This window comes from Methyloglobulus sp., from assembly GCF_040079455.1.
Taxonomy (GTDB): domain Bacteria; phylum Pseudomonadota; class Gammaproteobacteria; order Methylococcales; family Methylomonadaceae; genus Methyloglobulus.
In genome coordinates, this window is record NZ_JBEBKJ010000009.1 from 54,985 (window position 1) to 71,841 (window position 16,857).

Below are 16,857 nucleotides of genomic sequence, written 5' to 3' on the forward strand. Positions count from 1 at the left end.
TTTGGCTGATATAATGTTCGGCTATTACAACCATTTTGCAACCAAATTACTTTATTCATGTACACCCTGATATCCAATCGAGACAATCGAGCACTCTCTCCTGAAGTTGAAAAAACCGGTGAAGCATTACGCAAAGATACCGCCCATTATTATGACCAATGTTATTGGGACTATCTGCTTACTTGGTGTAATCGGGACAATTTGGCATTTCATTATGGTTATTGGGATAAAGACACGCCATATCAACACCATGAAGCCCTGCTAAACAAAAACCAGGTGCTTTATGAGGCCGCGAAGATCAAAGCCAGTGAACGGGTGCTGGATGCGGGTTGTGGTGTCGGTGGTAGCAGTATTTGGATGGCGAAAAACTATGGTAATCGAGCCACTGGCCTGACCGTAAGCCAACAACAGGCAATATATGGCGGCAAACATGCCAAACGGCAGGGTGTTGGCGCATTGGTCGATTTTGAAGTCGCGGATTTTTGCCAAATGCCGTTCGAGGATGAATCATACGATGTGGTGTGGGCGTTGGAAAGCTCCTGTTATGCTGTCAATAAGGGCGACTTCTTGAAGGAAGCTTGGCGGGTGTTACGCCCAGGTGGACGTGTTGTAGTTTGTGACGGTTTTTTTACCCGGCGCGAATTCAATGCAGCAGAATGGAAAGAAATCATCACCTGCCTGAACGGCTGGGCAGTCCCCAACCTGTGTATTAAGGATGAATTCAGCGGCATGTTAGAACAGAACGGCTTTCATGATGTATCGATGCGCAATCTTATGCCGGAAACCATGGATTCCATAAATTACATGCTGCAAGTGGCGAAACGCTTACGGCCGATTCAAAAAGCCAGCGAGTGGTTAGGCCTCCGCACGGAAGGGCAAACGGCTAACTATTGGGTGGGTGTCGCTCAACATTACCTATTCACCAAGAATTTGACGGCTTACTGTATTTTTACGGCACAAAAATAAGTAATTGTTACAGGATTTGGTCTCCCACCAGTCAAATTGGTGTGATTAGGGTGAGAAACGACCCACAACTCACAAGTGCAGCTTCTGTATTCAATAAATATAACTAATGATGATACCGAAGCTAGACTATATAAAAAGTGTATATTGACAACTTATCCAAAGATTTCAGCCAAGAAATTTTGCATGGCCTGCCATGATCGTCTATCGGCATCGGCCTGATAAACCATGCCTGAATTGGCATCATTAGCAATAGGATTAGTGAAAGCGTGCGCTGTGTTGCCATAAGAAACAAACTGCCAATCAGCTCCGGCTAATGTCATTTCCTCCTGGAAAGCCAACACTTGTTCAGGCAACCCCATTGGATCGTCACGGCCATGTAAGGCAAGGATTTTTGCCCTGATTTTGTTGCCTTTAGTATTATCCGGTGTGCCAAGCAAGCCATGAAAACTCACCGCACCTTTAATATCGACGCCAGTCCGTGCTAAATCAAGAACGCATAAACCCCCAAAACAAAAACCAATCGCAGCGATTTTACTGTCATCCACCCAAGGCAGCAACTTAACCGTATTAAGGGCGACTTTCATACGTTGTTGCAATTTAGCCCGGTTTTCCATAAAAGGCTGCATCAAATTTGCATTTTCTTCGGCACTGGTTCCCAACACGCCTTTACCATACATATCAAGCGCAAATCCGACATAACCTAATTCCGCCAATTTCCTTGCCTTATCTGAGACAAAATTATCCCGACCGGCCCAAGTGTGGTTAATCAAAACAGCAGGTCTTCGGTCTGTAAAAGCATCATCAAAAGCAAAAAATGCTTCTAAGACAACTTCTCCATCCATGTACACAACAGTATTTTCGATGATTGCCATAATTATATCTTTAATATCTAATACTTAACCATAGTATGAATACGGCAACCCGCATTAATAGTAGGCATTAACTGGAATTATTGTGCGCCTTTGGTCGGTACAGCATCAACCGGCGTTTCAAAAGCGATGAACAGCACACACGCTTCAGCACTGGCGCAAAAAACGTTATGAGATCGTTTTGCTGGTCCGTACGCATAAGTCCCTGGCTTTATCACAGCTGTCTGTTGGCCTTCATAGGTTACATGAAGCTCTCCCGCAACCACCAAGATGCGCTCCGCCGACGTGTGACTATGGGTAGGAATAGTGGAATGGGCTGGCATTTTGAAGAATACGTCAGCGTTATCTTTTGCAAGATCGCCGTGCAACAAGGCAATCACGCAGCCTTTGGGCATAAATGCGGGACAGGGGTTCCACTTAAGTTGCGTATCTTGTACCGTACGAACCAGTGCTGGCTCTTGTGCGGATGCTTGTATATCAGCGAACGAGTCAGTGATACCCAGCAAAAACAGCAACGCAGTCAATGTAGCACAGCTTATAAAGCTTTTCATAAACATAGTGTATCTCCTCTTTTTAGCGTTACCTAGGCTGATGTCCAAGCAACTTAATTTATTAAGATGAATTGCTAGAATAGCATGTGCCTGACATCTCACCAACACGCAGAAATCATTTAAAACCCGCTTTTTGTAGGGTTTCTAAAAACCCTAATGAGGCATCTTCAACCATATCCAAAACCTGTTCAAAACCGAGTTTCTCACCGTAATAAGGGTCAGGGACTTCGCGTACGCCTAAATGTGGCGCATAGTCGAGAAAGTATTTAACCTTATCTTTGTATTCATTTGGACATTCATGAATAAGTATCGAGTAATTCTCGTCATCCATCGCCAGCACATAATCGAAGTACTCAAAGTCGCTGCTATGAACTTTTCTGGCGCGTAATTGCTGTAATTCTACGCCCCGCTTAAGGGCGGCTTGCTGGGCGCGGGCATCAGGCGGATTACCGACATGATAAGCGTGAGTTCCGGCTGAGTCGATGGTAAACCGTGACGTAAGCTTTTTTTCAATAATGAGTTTGGTAAATACACCTTCAGCCGTAGGAGATCGGCAGATATTGCCCATGCACACGAAAAGCACTTTAATTTTTTCCATATTATTTTCGATTTTGTGATGCTCTTTAGTGAAAAAACAGCTTAAAACAGCAGAAAAGAAAGTAAATAATTAACGAGTAAGAACAGAGTAATCCATGCAACTCGTTCAGTCATGGACAGCCTTTGCCAATCACTACTTATAGCGGCTCTTAAATCCGTCCATTCATTGTTAAGGTTTTGACGGACACCGCTAAAAAGGTGCGCCAACGCTTTCCAAGCCAGATAAATTAAGATGCCGCCGACGGCTAGTAATATATAAAAAACAATCAGTTGAGTTTCATGCAAATCGGTATGAAAAAAATATTCAACCAGCTTATCTAGGCCTGATTCAATTATCTCGAATATTATGTGCGAACTTTCCAATAGAAAATGAAAAATTACATCATACATCGCCACCAGAATACTGAACGCGACTCCGAACAGGCTTAGGTGAAATAGAATTTTTCGATACACTTGTGTATGCATTGGCTACTCGACTAGGAATGCAATGACAGAAATTTAAGTCTTTTTGTTAACTTACCCAAACCCTGGCATTTTTAAACATCCTCATCCAGCCACCATATTCCTGCCAGTCTCGAGGATGCCACGAATTCTGCAATGCCCTGAAACACCGTTCTGGGTGCGGCATCATGATAGTAAAACGTCCGTCAGTTGTCGTCAATCCGGTAATTCCGAATGGTGAACCATTGGGATTTGCCGGAAATTGCTCGGTTATTGCACCGTAATTATCGACATAACTCAAGGCAACTTTACTTTCCTTTATAGCTATAGACGGATCGCCCGTAAAATCTGCGCGACCTTCGCCGTGTGCAACCACAACGGGTAGTCGTGAACCGGCCATGTTTGTGAATAAAATTGATGGCGATGCCTGGACTTCAACCATGACAACCCTAGCCTCAAATTGTTCCGAATTATTACGCATAAAGCGCGGCCAATGCTCTGTGCCGGGAATAATCTCCTTTAACCCGGACATCATTTGGCAACCGTTACACACCCCTAAGCCGAAACTGTCTTGACGTGCATAGAATGCTGAGAATTCATCCCTGGCGCGTGAATTAAACAGAATGGACTTAGCCCAACCGCCACCTGCACCCAATACATCACCGTAAGAAAAGCCGCCACAGGCAACCAGTCCAGCAAATCCAGATAAGCTAACACGTCCGTGAATAATGTCGCTCATGTGGACATCCACACTCGTGAATCCAGCTCGATCAAACGCCGCCGCCATTTCCACATGACCGTTAACTCCCTGTTCACGCAAAATGGCTATTTTGGGCTTTGCAGTGTTGATATATGGCGCGGTAAAGTCGTCGTTGACATCAAAGGTCAACACCGCACACAACCCTGGATCCATATCGTCAGCAATCCGCTCAAACTGTTGACGGGCGCAATCAGGATTATCGCGTAAGGCTTGCATGCGGTAACTCACTTCTGACCACGTTGATTGCAATTCAGCCCGATTAGCACAATAGACGAGCTTATCGGCATGATAAATCGACAATTGTTGTCCTTCGACTAATCCACCTATGATATGGACACCGCTTGAAAAGCCGGCTTGATTGAATAGCCTAATGGCTTCATCGGCATCATGACGTTGCACTTGGACAACTGCGCCCAATTCTTCATTGAACAGTGCCGATAAGTTGTCATCACCAAGATTGTCGATATTTAATGCCACGCCCAACCTACTGGCAAAAATCATTTCCGCTACGGTTGCCAACAAGCCACCATCGGAGCGGTCATGGTAAGCCAACAGTTTATTTTGATTATTTAAAGCTTGGATGGTGCTGAAAAAGCCTTTCAATAATGCTGGATCATCAAGGTCTGGGCTTACATCACCCATTTGTTGATAAACCTGCGCCAATACCGATCCGCCCATACGGTTTTTGCCCAGCCCCAAGTCAACCAAAATCAGTACGCTATCGGCAACATCCTGTAATTGCGGGGTAAGTGTTTTGGTAATATCAGCAACAGGTGCAAATGCCGTAATAATAAGCGACAACGGCGCAGTCATAGTCTTTTCGTCCGTCCGATCTTGCCAGACGGTTTTCATGGACAAAGAATCTTTACCTACTGGAATGGCAATGCCCAGATCTGGACATAATTCTAGCCCAACCGCTTTGACCGTATCATACAAAGCGGCATCCTCGCCTTGATAGCCCGTTGCTGCCATCCAGTTCGCAGATAATTTAATATCGCCTAATGCTTCAATACTTGCAGCAGCAATATTGGTAATCGCCTCGCCAATTGCCATCCGGCCTGATGCTGGCGCGTTGATGACGGCAATGGGTGTGCGTTCGCCCATCGCCATCGCTTCGCCCGTTATTGCGTGAAAACCTGATGCCGTGACGGCAACATCGGCAACCGGCACTTGCCAAGGCCCGACCATTTGATCCCGTGCAACCAATCCGGTAACGGAACGGTCACCAATGTGGATCAAAAAACTTTTGTCGGCGACTGCCGGGAAAGACAAGACACGTTTGATTGCATCACCTAACTGGACTTCACTAAAGTCCAAAGCAACTGTAGGCGATGTGATACGCTCAACCTTACGGTGCATTTTAGGCGGTTTGCCAAACAGCACTGACATGGGTAGATCGACTGGCTTGTTTCCCAATAATGAATCGCTAAGTTGTAAGTGTTCTTCCTCAGTCGCCTTACCTATTACCGCATACAGGCAATGTTCACGCTCACAAAACGCAGTAAATAATTCTAACGCCTCTGGCTTAATGGCGAGTACAAACCGCTCTTGCGCTTCATTGCACCAGATTTGCATGGGTGACATCCCCAGATCGGCATTTTGGACATCGCGTAATTCAAATTGACCGCCACGTCCGCAATCATGAATGATTTCCGGCACAGCATTAGATAATCCGCCTGCACCAAGGTCATGGATGGAAATAATCGGGGAATCGTCACCCAAGGCGTTGCAATGGTTGATAACCTCCTGACAGCGTCGCTGCATCTCAGGATTTTCACGTTGGACGGAAGCAAAATCGAGATCTTCTGCGCCTGATCCCGATGCTTGCGATGAAGCCGCACCACCGCCTAAACCAATTAACATGGCAGGGCCGCCCAAAATAATAATGAGTGCGCCAGGTGGAATAGGCTGCTTGTTCACCAGCATGGAACGGATGGCACCCATGCCGCCAGCAATCATGATCGGTTTGTGGTAACCCCTGTATTCATTATTGCTTACAGGTTGTTCAAAGCTGCGAAAATAACCGGCCAGATTGGGGCGGCCAAACTCGTTATTGAAAGCTGCACCACCTAATGGGCCTTCCAACATAATCTGTAAGGCAGACGCAATGCGTTCAGGTTTGCCATTATCGGCTTCCCAAGGTTGGACAAAGCCAGGGATTTTCAAATGCGATACTGAAAAACCCATTAACCCAGCCTTGGTTGCAGAACCCCGTCCCGTCGCCCCTTCATCCCGTATTTCACCGCCAGAACCCGTTGCCGCACCAGGAAAAGGTGAAATGGCGGTTGGGTGATTGTGGGTTTCAACCTTCATCAGCAAATGCGCTGCTTCTTCGGTATAACCGTATTCGCCAGTCATCGGATTACGGATAAAAACCTGTGTGTTAGCGCCTTCAACGACGGAGGAGTTGTCACTATATGCCGTTAAAATTCCTTTCGGGCTTTTAGCCGATGTATTACGGATCATAGCGAACAATGATTGTGCTTGTTCTACACCGTCTATTGTCCAATCAGCATTAAAGATTTTATGGCGGCAATGTTCAGAATTTGCCTGGGCAAACATCATCAATTCCACATCGGTTGGATTCCTGCCTAACGTTTTAAAACTGGCAGTTAGATAGTCAATTTCATCCCCAGATAATGCCATTCCTAATTGCGTGTTGGCCGTTACCAGTGCATCGCGCCCCTGCCCTAAAACATCCACCGATTGCAATGGTTTGGGTTGGTGTTCGGCAAAGAAATCAGGGTCGATTTCGGTAAAGCAGACGGATTGGGTCATGCGGTCATGAAGCAAAGCCGATAAGCGTTTTCTAACATCATCAGACAAGACGGCATTTGTTGTAATCGTATATTCAATGCCCCTCTCGATACGTCTGACGGCATTCAGCCCACAGCGTTGGGCGATTTCAGTGGCTTTGCTGGACCACGGGGAAATCGTTCCAGATCGTGGCACAACTAACCACTTTTGGGGAAGCAAATTGTGAACAAGCTTTTGTGTCCCATCAACCTCTTGCACACCATAAGACAGCAAATGATTTAATAAAGCTAACTCAGGCTCTTTCAAATCTTCGACAATATCGACAAAATGAACAAACCGCGTTGTTTCTAAAGAAACGCTGGGTACTATCGCTCGTAATTGTGATTCCAGCCGATTGATACGAAAATCTGATAAGGCGGATGAACCAGGGAGTTTAAGCATGTGGGTAATAACAGGTAGAAGTTGGGTTAGCACCATATATAAGGTTGCTTGAGTATTCGAGATTATGTGTGGACGACAAGCTAATGCAGCGCACGCACTAAAAAGACACGTTCCTCACTTAGCCTTTTCAGCCAAATCAGCCTTAATGGTATCTGCCAACACTTTTAGCAAGCGCAATGCAGCAGCATCATTCAGCAATGGTAAGTGTTCTTCATTCAAGACAATCACATCAGTTTGTTGGTCGTGTTGTTCCAGCTTGAGGACATATTCTTTTTCATTGGTGTTTATGCCGTGAAAAAAGAACGTAATTTCATCCATAAACCCGTCATCTTTCGCCTTTTTTTCGTCTGGGTCGTACTGGATAGTGATTTGTGCCTTATCGTGGTTACGTTCAGTGACTTCAATAGTCTTATGGCTTAACGCCTTATTAACCGCTCGCCAGGCTTTTGAATAGCCCGCACCTAAGCGCAAACGGCTTTCGCCATCATCATACTTGATGATTTCGACAGATGAAATCGCATCCTGCCCGTCGGCTTCATCGGCTGGCGTTACGGGGGTGCTGCTTACAGTATCAGCCGTAGCGCTTGGTGTTGCTTCTGCGACATTATCGGATGAGGCATTACTTGCTGGCGGTTGTTCTGAATTATCGATAGCCGTGCCAGCTTCGCTTCCTTCATTTTTCACGCCAGATGATGTCACATCCGAAGTGCCATTCGTAGGCTGATTTTTCCTTAACTCCGCAGGATAATTAATCATCGGGATCTCAGTCGTGTATTGGTAATCCCGCTCTTTATCGGGGAAAAAACTTTGCAGATAACTGCACCCCGCCAAAACGACTGTGACAGTACCGATTAAGATAATCCCAATTCTATTTTTCATAATGTTAAACAACTATGTCAGCTTGCTGCATAGCTTGCCGCACAGCATCATAAGAATCTTCCGTCAACCAGGTTAATGGCAAGCGAATTCCCTTAGCCATCAAACCCATTTCTGCTACCGCCCACTTAACTGGGATAGGATTAGCCTGTATAAACAGATGCTTATGTAAACCGACTAATTTATTATCAAGTGCTAACGCCATGTCAGCATCTCCCTTAATCGCCGCCATAAGCATTTCATGTACCAGTTTGGGCGCGACATTGCCAGTGACGGTGATACTCCCATTTGCCCCCATCAAGCAGGCTTCACGGCTGGTGGCATCGTCGCCGCTATAGATGGCAAAGTCAGCACCAGCCAAAGCCCTGATGGCTTTGATTCTGGTTAAATCGCCTGTCGCTTCCTTTACGCCGACAATGTTAGGTAAGTAAGATAGCCGCCCCACAGTTTCCGGCAACATATCGCAAGCCGTACGTCCGGGGACATTATATAAAATCTGTGGAATATCAACCGCTTCACTAATGGCTTTATAATGCAGATATAAGCCTTCCTGAGTTGGTTTGTTGTAGTAAGGCGTTACGATTAAACACGCATTAGCACCCACTTCTTTTGCTCGACGCGTTAAAGTTATCGCTTCAGTCGTTGAATTTGAACCTGTCCCGGCAATCACAGGAACGCGACCTTGGGCGTAACCCACAATTGCCTTTATTACATCGCAATGCTCATCCTCATCCAAGGTAGCAGATTCGCCCGTAGTACCTACAGCAACGATTGCATCAGTGCCCTGCCCTATATGGAATTCGACTAATTTCTGTAAACTTGCCCAATCCACCGCACCAGTTTCATCCATGGGCGTGACTAAAGCGACGATACTACCTTGAATCATGAATTCTCTCGATCAGAATGGCTATTTTTAAAACATAGCCATTATAACAAGCAAATCACTAAAATAGGTATGGGATAAGGCCTCTACTTTGGCAGACCAACTTCTCGGATTGTCTTACCCACCGAAGAGCAGCTCGACTACATGGACACATGCTGGCGGAAAATATTCAAGCATTTTCGATATTCGTCGGATTTCTGTGACTTAGCGACATATAAGCGGTTGAGGAATCCAGCACAAATAAGTACGCTAAAACAGCGCAAAAGACTGAGCACCTGTTTCCGGAAAAAATGGCGCAGATAAATAGTGATTAAATCTTTAGGGAACCTCTAATAATCCCCTCTCCCTCTGGGAGAGGGCTAGGGTGAGGGATATAATTGCTTGATTTTATTACCCTCATTCCGGCCTTCTCCCAGAGGGAGAAGGAGTTTTTTGAATTTTTAGAGATTCCCTTTAGTCCAAGCATAAATTAAAAAGGGGCTATCAAAGCCCCTTTTTTGGATACCTAATTAAATTCTCAAAACTTACTCTCTGATAATTTGTTTAGCTTTTACAAATTCCACTTACTTTCCAGAATGTTTTTCTTCCAATGTGCCGGCATTTGAGCTTACAAACTTCTTAGGATTAGTATTCTTCATTGTATGTTCAGGTTCTGGTGCAGCCTCGGCTGCAGGCATTGGGTCGCTGTTTTGCATGTGATGGCCGAGTATGGGTTCGGCTTTGGGTTCAGCTGAAGGATTGCTGTTTTGCATCTTCATCTCGGCAGTTGCTATCCCAGAGACAGAGAAAGCAAGTAAGGTTGCTAATATCAAGTTTTTCATCTTTCGGCCTTAAGTTGTATCGTTAATTTTGCCTTGTTACCAATGAATATTGATAAAAGGAAACTTACCCATTACGGGCATCGCCATTCTTGCACTTTTAGCAAAGATAACCTTGATATAGATCAAACCAAGTTAAATAACTGATGTTACATAGAATAATTCCTGCGATTCCCCATAAGCCATCCCCAAATGGGATGGAGCAAACTCCGTCTCTGGTAAATTACCTTTTACCTTACAGCCGCCGCGAGACTGTGCGAACGGCTGCCTGGCCTTCAACATTCATCATGCTCACGCATACTCTTGCTGGGTTGTTTAGTTGTTAAGGTCACGGTAGCGGAATTGCTGGTGGCCTTGCCGTCTGTCACTTTATAGGTGAAGCTTTGCGTACCGTGGAAACATTTCTTGGCTGGGGTATAGATAAAATGCCCATCTGAGAATAAGCTTACCTTGCCACCATCTCGACGGAACTTGATGATGATGGGCTTGCTGGCCGTGGCACCGACTACGGTCAGCTTATCGCCTTCCCCATCCTTATCATTTTTTAACACGCCAGGCGCGGCAACAGTGGCAGGTTTATTATTTTGGGGAACAGTCAGGGCATAGCTATCGTTTGCTGCAACTGGCGGGGTATTGACTGGCGTAGCATACAGTTTTATCCGGTAAATCACGCCGCCCCCAAATTGTCCACCCCCGTTATTTGTCCCATACAAATTGCCATCACTGGCTTGAATGAGCCTCGTGGTTCCTCCCTTGTTCGCTTCAAACTCGTGCAGAACGGTATAGACTGGTGTTGCCCCAGTGATATCGAGTTGAAAAACTGTGCCTTCATTAGTCCCATTGCTACTGGCGGTGGTGCCATAGAGCTTGCCATCACGGCTTTGGGTTAGCTGTCCTGGGCTCATACCAAAGGAAGGGGGGATGCCTCTATCGAAGTGGTGCAGTACGGTATAAATTGGCGTAGATCCAGCAGTGTCGATTTGGATAATCGTACCATTGTTAGCATTGCCGCCAGAAGCATTGATTCCATAGAGTTTGCCGTCAATGCCCTGGATCAGGGACGGAACAACTTCATTGACTCCGTCGAAATTGTGCAGAACGGTTTTAACTGGCGTAGACCCATTGGTTTCGATCTGAAAAACTGTGCCTTTATCAAAGCTGCCACCATAGTCGGTAGTACCATAGAGCTTGCCGCCACTACCCTGGATCAAAGTAGCTGTGCTGCTGTTGAAATCTTCGTTGGTCCTGTCGAATTCGTGCAAAAAGCTATAGATCGGTGTCGCTCTTGAGATATCAATCTGAAACACTCTGGCTTTATCTAAGTCAAAGTTGCTAATAGAAACGAAGGTGCCATAGAGCATGCCTTTACTACTTTGAATCAAACCTCCTCCAGGAGAAGATGCATGATTTGTCTGTCCAGGATCTGAAAAATAACGCAGAACACTATAGGTAGGCACCAGCCCAGAGATATCGATCTGGAAAACAGACCCTTTAGAAAAATCACCGGTGGTTCCATAGAGCTTTCCGTCACTGCCTTGGATCACCCCAGATTGAGGGATTGATTCTTTAATACCGTCAAATTCGTGCAAAATACTGTAGTTAGGTTGCGGCCCATAGGGGTCGAGCCGAAATACCGTGCCTTTATCAAAGCTGCCACCAGAATTGGTGGTGCCATAGAGCTTACCGTCTCTGCCTTGGATCACCCCAGATTGAGGGGTTGAGCCTTTATTGCCGTCAAATTCGTGCAGAACGCTATAGATCGGCATCGCCTCCCCCGTGGGGTCTAACTGGAATATTGTTCCAACCAGACCACTGCCACCAGAATTGGTAGTACCATAGAGCTTACCGTCTCTGCCCTGGATAAGATTACCAGACGGAGCTTTTCCCTTGATCGCATCAAACTTGTGCAAAACGCTATAGACTGGCGCGCCCCCAGAAATGTCAAGCTGGAACACAGACCCAGTGCCCCCAGTCATGGTTCCGTAAAACTTGCCATCACTACCCTGAATCAGGCTACGGTTTTGCCCACCACCGTCATCGAAAGCGTGTAAAACGGTATAAACTGGTATCGGCCCGGAAAGGTCAAGCTGGAACATAACATATCTGGCCAAATCATTATAACCGGTAATTCCATAAAACTTGCCATCACTCCCTTGAATCAAACCAGCGGATGGACTCCCTCCCTGATCGAATGTACCGTGGAAGGGAAAGGAATGCAGGAGACTATAGACTGGCGTGGCTCCTGAGGTGTCGATACTAAACACTGTCCCCAGGTTCGCGGCCCCATTCGAGAGGGTCGATCCATATATCTTGCCGTCACTGCCTCGGCTAAGGACTCCGGCGGAAGAGTTTTCAAGGTTACCTTCTAAACTTTGCAGTGTTTTAAAGACTGGCGTGGGTAGGGATATGTCGAGTTGGAACAAGCTGCCAAACATAGGAATACCATGAGAAATACCTATGCTCATTCCATATAGCTTGCCGTCACTGCCTTGAACCATGCTGGTTGACGGTCGCTCTATGTAGTGTCCCCCGCCAATGAAGGAATTCAGGACGGTAAAAACCGGTGCCCCCCCAGTAGTCTTGAGTTGGAAAAGCGTGCCAGAGATAAACGGGCAAAATCCACTACAAAAACTATTACCTGCGATAAATCTAAATTCACCCGAGGTAATTCCATAGATATTGCCATCACTGGCCTGGATGATGCCGGCATCGGGGACATAATCGGCAAAATGATACAGAACGGTATAGACAGGTGTCGCCCCAGATATATCAAGCTGATAAATCGTCGCTGCAACACCGCGTGTGGCCCCGTATAACTTACCGTCACTACCTTGAATCACCCCAGATGTGGACGACGGGCGGTTGCTTTCATCAAAGGAGTGGAGGGCGCTGTAGTTACCTGATGTATCGATCTTATACACAGCCCCGAGGCCATTGCTGCCGCCGAACTGAGTTGTGCCATATAAGTTGCCATTGGCATCCTGGATCAGTTTACCGCTAGGGCTACCCTCCTGCTTACCCAAGGATTGCAGCAATTCAAACTCGGGAGCCATCGCCGCTATGGCAATAGGCGAAATAACACCGAGCATGAACATTATTCCCAGTAAAAACTTGAGTTTTAAAAGAATACTTGGCTTAATATGCAGCATTATGGCTTCCTCTTCTCATGGTAATGTCTTGAAATCAACCAACCTCAATTCTAACCTAGAAAGTTCGTTTCACCACTAGGTTCATTTCAATCAGTTGCTCTCGCAACTCGGCAAACAATTGTCGGGCGACAACGGCCAAATGGTTGTCGGCATCCTCTAAAATGTCCGGCAACTGCCGACGCAAGGTGGCCAGTCCTGCCGCAACGACAATGCCGTATTCGCCTAATAACCCCAGAGCCCGGTTCGCCAGTGCGATACGTCCCTTCACCAATCCGCTCCGTATCCGGTGCAGCATCTGAATGTCTTGTTGCTCGACACACTATATAAGGGCACAAAGCGCATGTTGGGGCGGCTGACGGCTTCGCAGATCGCTTCGGCATCATTGGCATCATTTTTGTTGCCTTTGACGTAGGGCTTAACTAACTGCGGACTGATTAATCGGGCATCATGCCCCAGTTTAACCAACTCCCTGGCCCAATAGTGAGACCCTCCACAGGCTTCAAGGCCAACCAGACAAGCCGACAAGTTGGCGAAATACGCCAACACTTGGCTACGCTTAAGTTGTTTACGTAGAACAGGTTTGCCATGCCCATCAACACCATGTACCTGAAATACACTCTTTGCAATGTCTAAACCAATTGTCGTAACATTCATCTCGGATTCCTCGCTTTCTGTTAAGTGGCTGTCACATGTCCACTTTGGCACATCACGATGCCGATGGGAAGGCGAGGAGCCCATACCATCATCTTATGCAAAATTGCGAAAATTATAAAAGAATGTGTCCGGTTTAGTGTAGCCACATCAGATTTAGGAGAAGTTGCAGGACAAACTGTTCTTTTAGTTTATTAACCCCTTTAAATGGTTTTAAGGGCGATCGCAGTGAATTGAAAGAAGCTCGGACTTTTTTTATCACATAAAGCTGTTATAATCCTCAGCCTTGGTGGGACGCTGTTAAAGAGCGGCGGGTTTTTAATACAAATAGGGAGAGTAGCCATGCTTATCTTGACTCGTCGGGTAGGGGAGACATTGATGATAGGTGATGAAGTGACCGTCACTGTTCTTGGCGTTAAAGGAAACCAGGTTCGCATAGGTGTCAACGCACCAAAAGAAGTCTCTGTTCACAGAGAAGAAATATACGAAAGAATTAAAAAAGAACAGTCCGATTCGACGGGTTCTGAAAGATAAGCCAGTTTTAGGAGAGATGGCCGAGTGGCTGAAGGCGCTCCCCTGCTAAGGGAGTATGGGTTTTAAAGCCCATCGAGGGTTCGAATCCCTCTCTCTCCGCCAATATCTAAAAAATAGTTCGGCCTGGCTGAACTTTTATTGACAAACATTCAACATAAAAGGATAATCGGCGGTTCAATAAAGCGCCCGTAGCTCAGCTGGATAGAGTACTCGGCTACGAACCGAGCGGTCGGGAGTTCGAATCTCTCCGGGCGCGCCAATTGAAGAAATAAAGTCAAAACATATTATTCCCCTGTAGCTCAGTCGGTAGAGCGGGTGACTGTTAATCACTAGGTCGGCGGTTCGAGCCCGTCCGGGGGAGCCATATAAATCAATGCCTTATTCCAATTATTTTAAAGCAATGTTTATCTTGTGGTCACTTCAGTGGTCACTTTGATTTGACTTGAATTCGCCACACAATATCAATTATTCATCCGTAACATTTTTTTGGCATAAAGAAAAAATAGTGATGAATGTCTTTCGTATTACACGAATGATCCAAATGAAGACTACTCCCGCGAAGCCCTATTCTCATAAAATTCCATCACTTTAGTTGCCAACCACATTTGCGGGTTTTTTATGACCGGCGGAGGAACTTCTCCGGCCTTACGCATTTTCCAGAATTGTGTCCGCGTAACGCCAAGCTTCGCCACCATGTCGCTAATCTTTAGAAATTCTTTATCTGTTTTGTTTGTCATATTGGGACCTACCAATAAAGCTGTCGAAAACGGTTGCTGTCATTTTTGAGACATAAATATTAAACATCTTTAGTTCCGCATAAGACTCAACGACCTGGCCAGGGTAGATGAGTCAGATGCAGGGTGGCTTGCCAGGTTACTTATTTGTCTTTATCCTTACCATCGCCCCTCCCCAAGTAATGGGTGGTAATCGACTCCCTGGAATGCCCCAGTTCATCAGCCACCTGGAGGCGGGCGGCTCGGTCATCCTCGCGGTTGACCAGCTTGCCACCCCTGACCGGCGAATCCTGGCCGCTGAGTTCCTTATAGCGGTTATGGGCATAGGTATGGCGAAGGCCGTGGGCGGTGAACCCGTTTTTCCGGGTAATCCCACAACTACGCAGAACGTAGTAATAGTGGTTTTTCCACTGCGCCAAAGACCTGTTTGGGTCACTGGTGCTACTGTCTTTCGTTGCCGCATACGTCTTAGCCTGTTCGATCAACGCTTTTTGTTCCAGGGTATTGATACCCACCACGCGTGGCCTGCCGCCTTTTGTGCCGACCGACACGTCAAGATAACTGCCCTTGTCCGCCAAATACGGGCGCAACATCATGGCTTCCTTGCTCCTTAACCCAGATTCAAGTTCCAACCTGAGCTGCAACCCGACCCGCGCATCTTTTTGGCTGATCTCATCCAGCTTGGCAATCACATCAATACCTTGGGCTGCCCAGGAATGGTCATAAGCACAAATGCTTGACCGTTGAACCAAAGCCAAGTCAACATACTTGTGGGTGGCTTCGACCATGCCATCCTTACCGATCCAATGGGCAAAGACCCGCAGCATCGAAAACTTGCCCTGGATGGTGGCCGGCTTCAGTTTCCCTGCAATGGTTTGCTGCTCATAATGCTTACCAAGGGCAACGATATGCTTGCCCTTCAGGTTCTTGGCATCGGGCAGCTTGAAGCCCAAGGTTTCCAAGTCCCGGACGATTTTATGCAGCCCATTGGCATATTTATTCCTGGTGGCGTGGCTGGAGACCGAGCCATCGACATTGGCATTAATGTTGGCCGTAATGATCCGTTGCAAACTGTCCCTGCAACAGCGTATAGGTTTGGTCATGCTCATCATCATTCACCTCAAAGGTATGTTACGGTTAGGAAACCAATGGTAAGGGAGTGGCCGTCTTTCTAAGTACGATATCGCCCTGGCGCATTGGCTTTCCGTTTAATTTCAAAATTAACCATTTACTTACTTGGCATCACTTAAGCGTTTACCCGCTACGCACGCCACTGTTTCCAGCAGTAGTGCGCACCCAGGTTTTCTGGGCAAGGGTGCAGCGATCCGCCGCACCCAAGGCATGTTCCTTCGGACACAAAACTCTTCTGATCGCGCTTTGTCCCAGTCTGCCAACAACCGGGAGCCACGACTGCCGCACCGCCACCGACAGGAGCCTGGATAGGCTCCCCATCCTGTGGCCGGCGTCCCGCCGGATTGCGCCAATTTCCTTGTATTGGCCGGGGCAACCGGCCTTTAACCTGCATTCAACTATTTGTTATCTACCTGTGCGCTGTTGAATTTTTCCTGGAAGCTGCGCCAGTTGTGGGCTGGCGCAGGCTTCCGCCGCACTCTCTTTTGACTTTGCCAGTGCAAAAGAGAGTGCGCGGCCAATTCACTGCGGCAAAACGCGGGGCAAGCCAGTGCTCTGGCATGCGCAGGACAAGCGGGGGCTTGTCGCCGGACAAGTAGGGACCCAAGTCATTTCAGGTTTTTAATGGCAAACGAACGGCGACAACGCCAAAACCGTCTGCGGAGTGAAATGTCAGTGCCGGGGGCTTTCTTTCGGGCA

Annotated in this window: 13 protein-coding genes, 3 tRNA genes and 1 pseudogene; 5 read left to right on the forward strand and 12 right to left on the reverse strand. The window is 46.9% G+C overall.

Going from position 1 to position 16,857, the window contains the following annotated elements:
- Positions 1-57: 57 nt before the first annotated feature.
- Positions 58-966, forward strand: a complete 909-nt coding sequence (locus tag ABL924_RS03820; protein WP_349025744.1) for a methyltransferase domain-containing protein — start codon at positions 58-60, stop codon at positions 964-966.
- 152 nt (positions 967-1,118) lie between these two features.
- Here ABL924_RS03820 and ABL924_RS03825 read toward each other — a convergent pair whose 3' ends face one another.
- The 10 genes and pseudogenes from ABL924_RS03825 to ABL924_RS03870 form a co-directional block, all read right to left on the reverse strand.
- Positions 1,119-1,838 carry a dienelactone hydrolase family protein gene (locus ABL924_RS03825; RefSeq protein WP_349025745.1) on the reverse strand — a complete coding sequence of 240 codons (720 nt, stop codon included), beginning with the start codon at positions 1,836-1,838 and terminating at the stop codon, positions 1,119-1,121.
- Positions 1,839-1,915: 77 nt separating this feature from the next.
- Positions 1,916-2,392: a cupin domain-containing protein gene (locus tag ABL924_RS03830; RefSeq protein ID WP_349025746.1), complete on the reverse strand. Its 477-nt coding sequence runs from the start codon at positions 2,390-2,392 to the stop codon at positions 1,916-1,918.
- Positions 2,393-2,501: 109 nt separating this feature from the next.
- Positions 2,502-2,984, reverse strand: a complete 483-nt coding sequence (locus ABL924_RS03835) for a low molecular weight protein-tyrosine-phosphatase (RefSeq protein WP_349025747.1) — start codon at positions 2,982-2,984, stop codon at positions 2,502-2,504.
- Positions 2,985-3,025: 41 nt separating this feature from the next.
- Positions 3,026-3,448 (reverse strand): hypothetical protein, encoded by a 423-nt coding sequence (locus ABL924_RS03840; protein ID WP_349025748.1) that lies wholly within the window; start codon positions 3,446-3,448, stop codon positions 3,026-3,028.
- 46 nt (positions 3,449-3,494) lie between these two features.
- The gene (gene purL, locus ABL924_RS03845) at positions 3,495-7,382 is read right to left on the reverse strand and encodes a phosphoribosylformylglycinamidine synthase (RefSeq protein ID WP_349025757.1); all 3,888 of its coding nucleotides are present in this window, start codon (positions 7,380-7,382) and stop codon (positions 3,495-3,497) included.
- 114 nt (positions 7,383-7,496) lie between these two features.
- On the reverse strand, positions 7,497-8,261 hold the full coding sequence (gene bamC / locus ABL924_RS03850) for an outer membrane protein assembly factor BamC (protein ID WP_349025749.1): 765 nt from the start codon (positions 8,259-8,261) through the stop codon (positions 7,497-7,499).
- Between the two features lie 4 nt (positions 8,262-8,265).
- On the reverse strand, positions 8,266-9,144 hold the full coding sequence (gene dapA / locus ABL924_RS03855) for a 4-hydroxy-tetrahydrodipicolinate synthase (RefSeq protein ID WP_349025750.1): 879 nt from the start codon (positions 9,142-9,144) through the stop codon (positions 8,266-8,268).
- Between the two features lie 560 nt (positions 9,145-9,704).
- A complete protein-coding gene (locus ABL924_RS03860) occupies positions 9,705-9,962 on the reverse strand; it encodes a hypothetical protein (RefSeq protein WP_349025751.1) in 258 nt (85 codons plus the stop codon).
- A 272-nt stretch (positions 9,963-10,234) separates the two neighbouring features.
- Complete coding sequence (locus ABL924_RS03865) at positions 10,235-13,108, reverse strand: choice-of-anchor tandem repeat GloVer-containing protein (protein WP_349025752.1); 2,874 nt, start codon at positions 13,106-13,108, stop codon at positions 10,235-10,237.
- A 190-nt stretch (positions 13,109-13,298) separates the two neighbouring features.
- A pseudogene (locus ABL924_RS03870) lies at positions 13,299-13,762 on the reverse strand (IS110 family transposase); the annotation flags it as partial.
- Between the two features lie 339 nt (positions 13,763-14,101).
- Between ABL924_RS03870 and csrA the strand changes: the two are divergent.
- From csrA to ABL924_RS03890, 4 genes are all read left to right on the forward strand, one after another.
- Complete coding sequence (gene csrA, locus ABL924_RS03875; protein WP_349025753.1) at positions 14,102-14,293, forward strand: carbon storage regulator CsrA; 192 nt, start codon at positions 14,102-14,104, stop codon at positions 14,291-14,293.
- A 10-nt stretch (positions 14,294-14,303) separates the two neighbouring features.
- Positions 14,304-14,395: transfer RNA gene (locus tag ABL924_RS03880), tRNA-Ser, on the forward strand.
- An 80-nt stretch (positions 14,396-14,475) separates the two neighbouring features.
- Positions 14,476-14,552: transfer RNA gene (locus tag ABL924_RS03885), tRNA-Arg, on the forward strand.
- Between the two features lie 29 nt (positions 14,553-14,581).
- Positions 14,582-14,657 (forward strand) — tRNA-Asn (locus ABL924_RS03890).
- Between the two features lie 184 nt (positions 14,658-14,841).
- On the opposite strand, the gene ABL924_RS03895 is transcribed toward ABL924_RS03890, so the two are convergent.
- Positions 14,842-15,030, reverse strand: coding sequence for a hypothetical protein (locus ABL924_RS03895; RefSeq protein WP_349025754.1), 189 nt, complete (start codon positions 15,028-15,030; stop codon positions 14,842-14,844).
- Positions 15,031-15,170: 140 nt separating this feature from the next.
- Positions 15,171-16,136, reverse strand: a complete 966-nt coding sequence (locus tag ABL924_RS03900) for an integrase domain-containing protein (protein WP_349025755.1) — start codon at positions 16,134-16,136, stop codon at positions 15,171-15,173.
- Positions 16,137-16,857 lie beyond the last annotated feature (721 nt).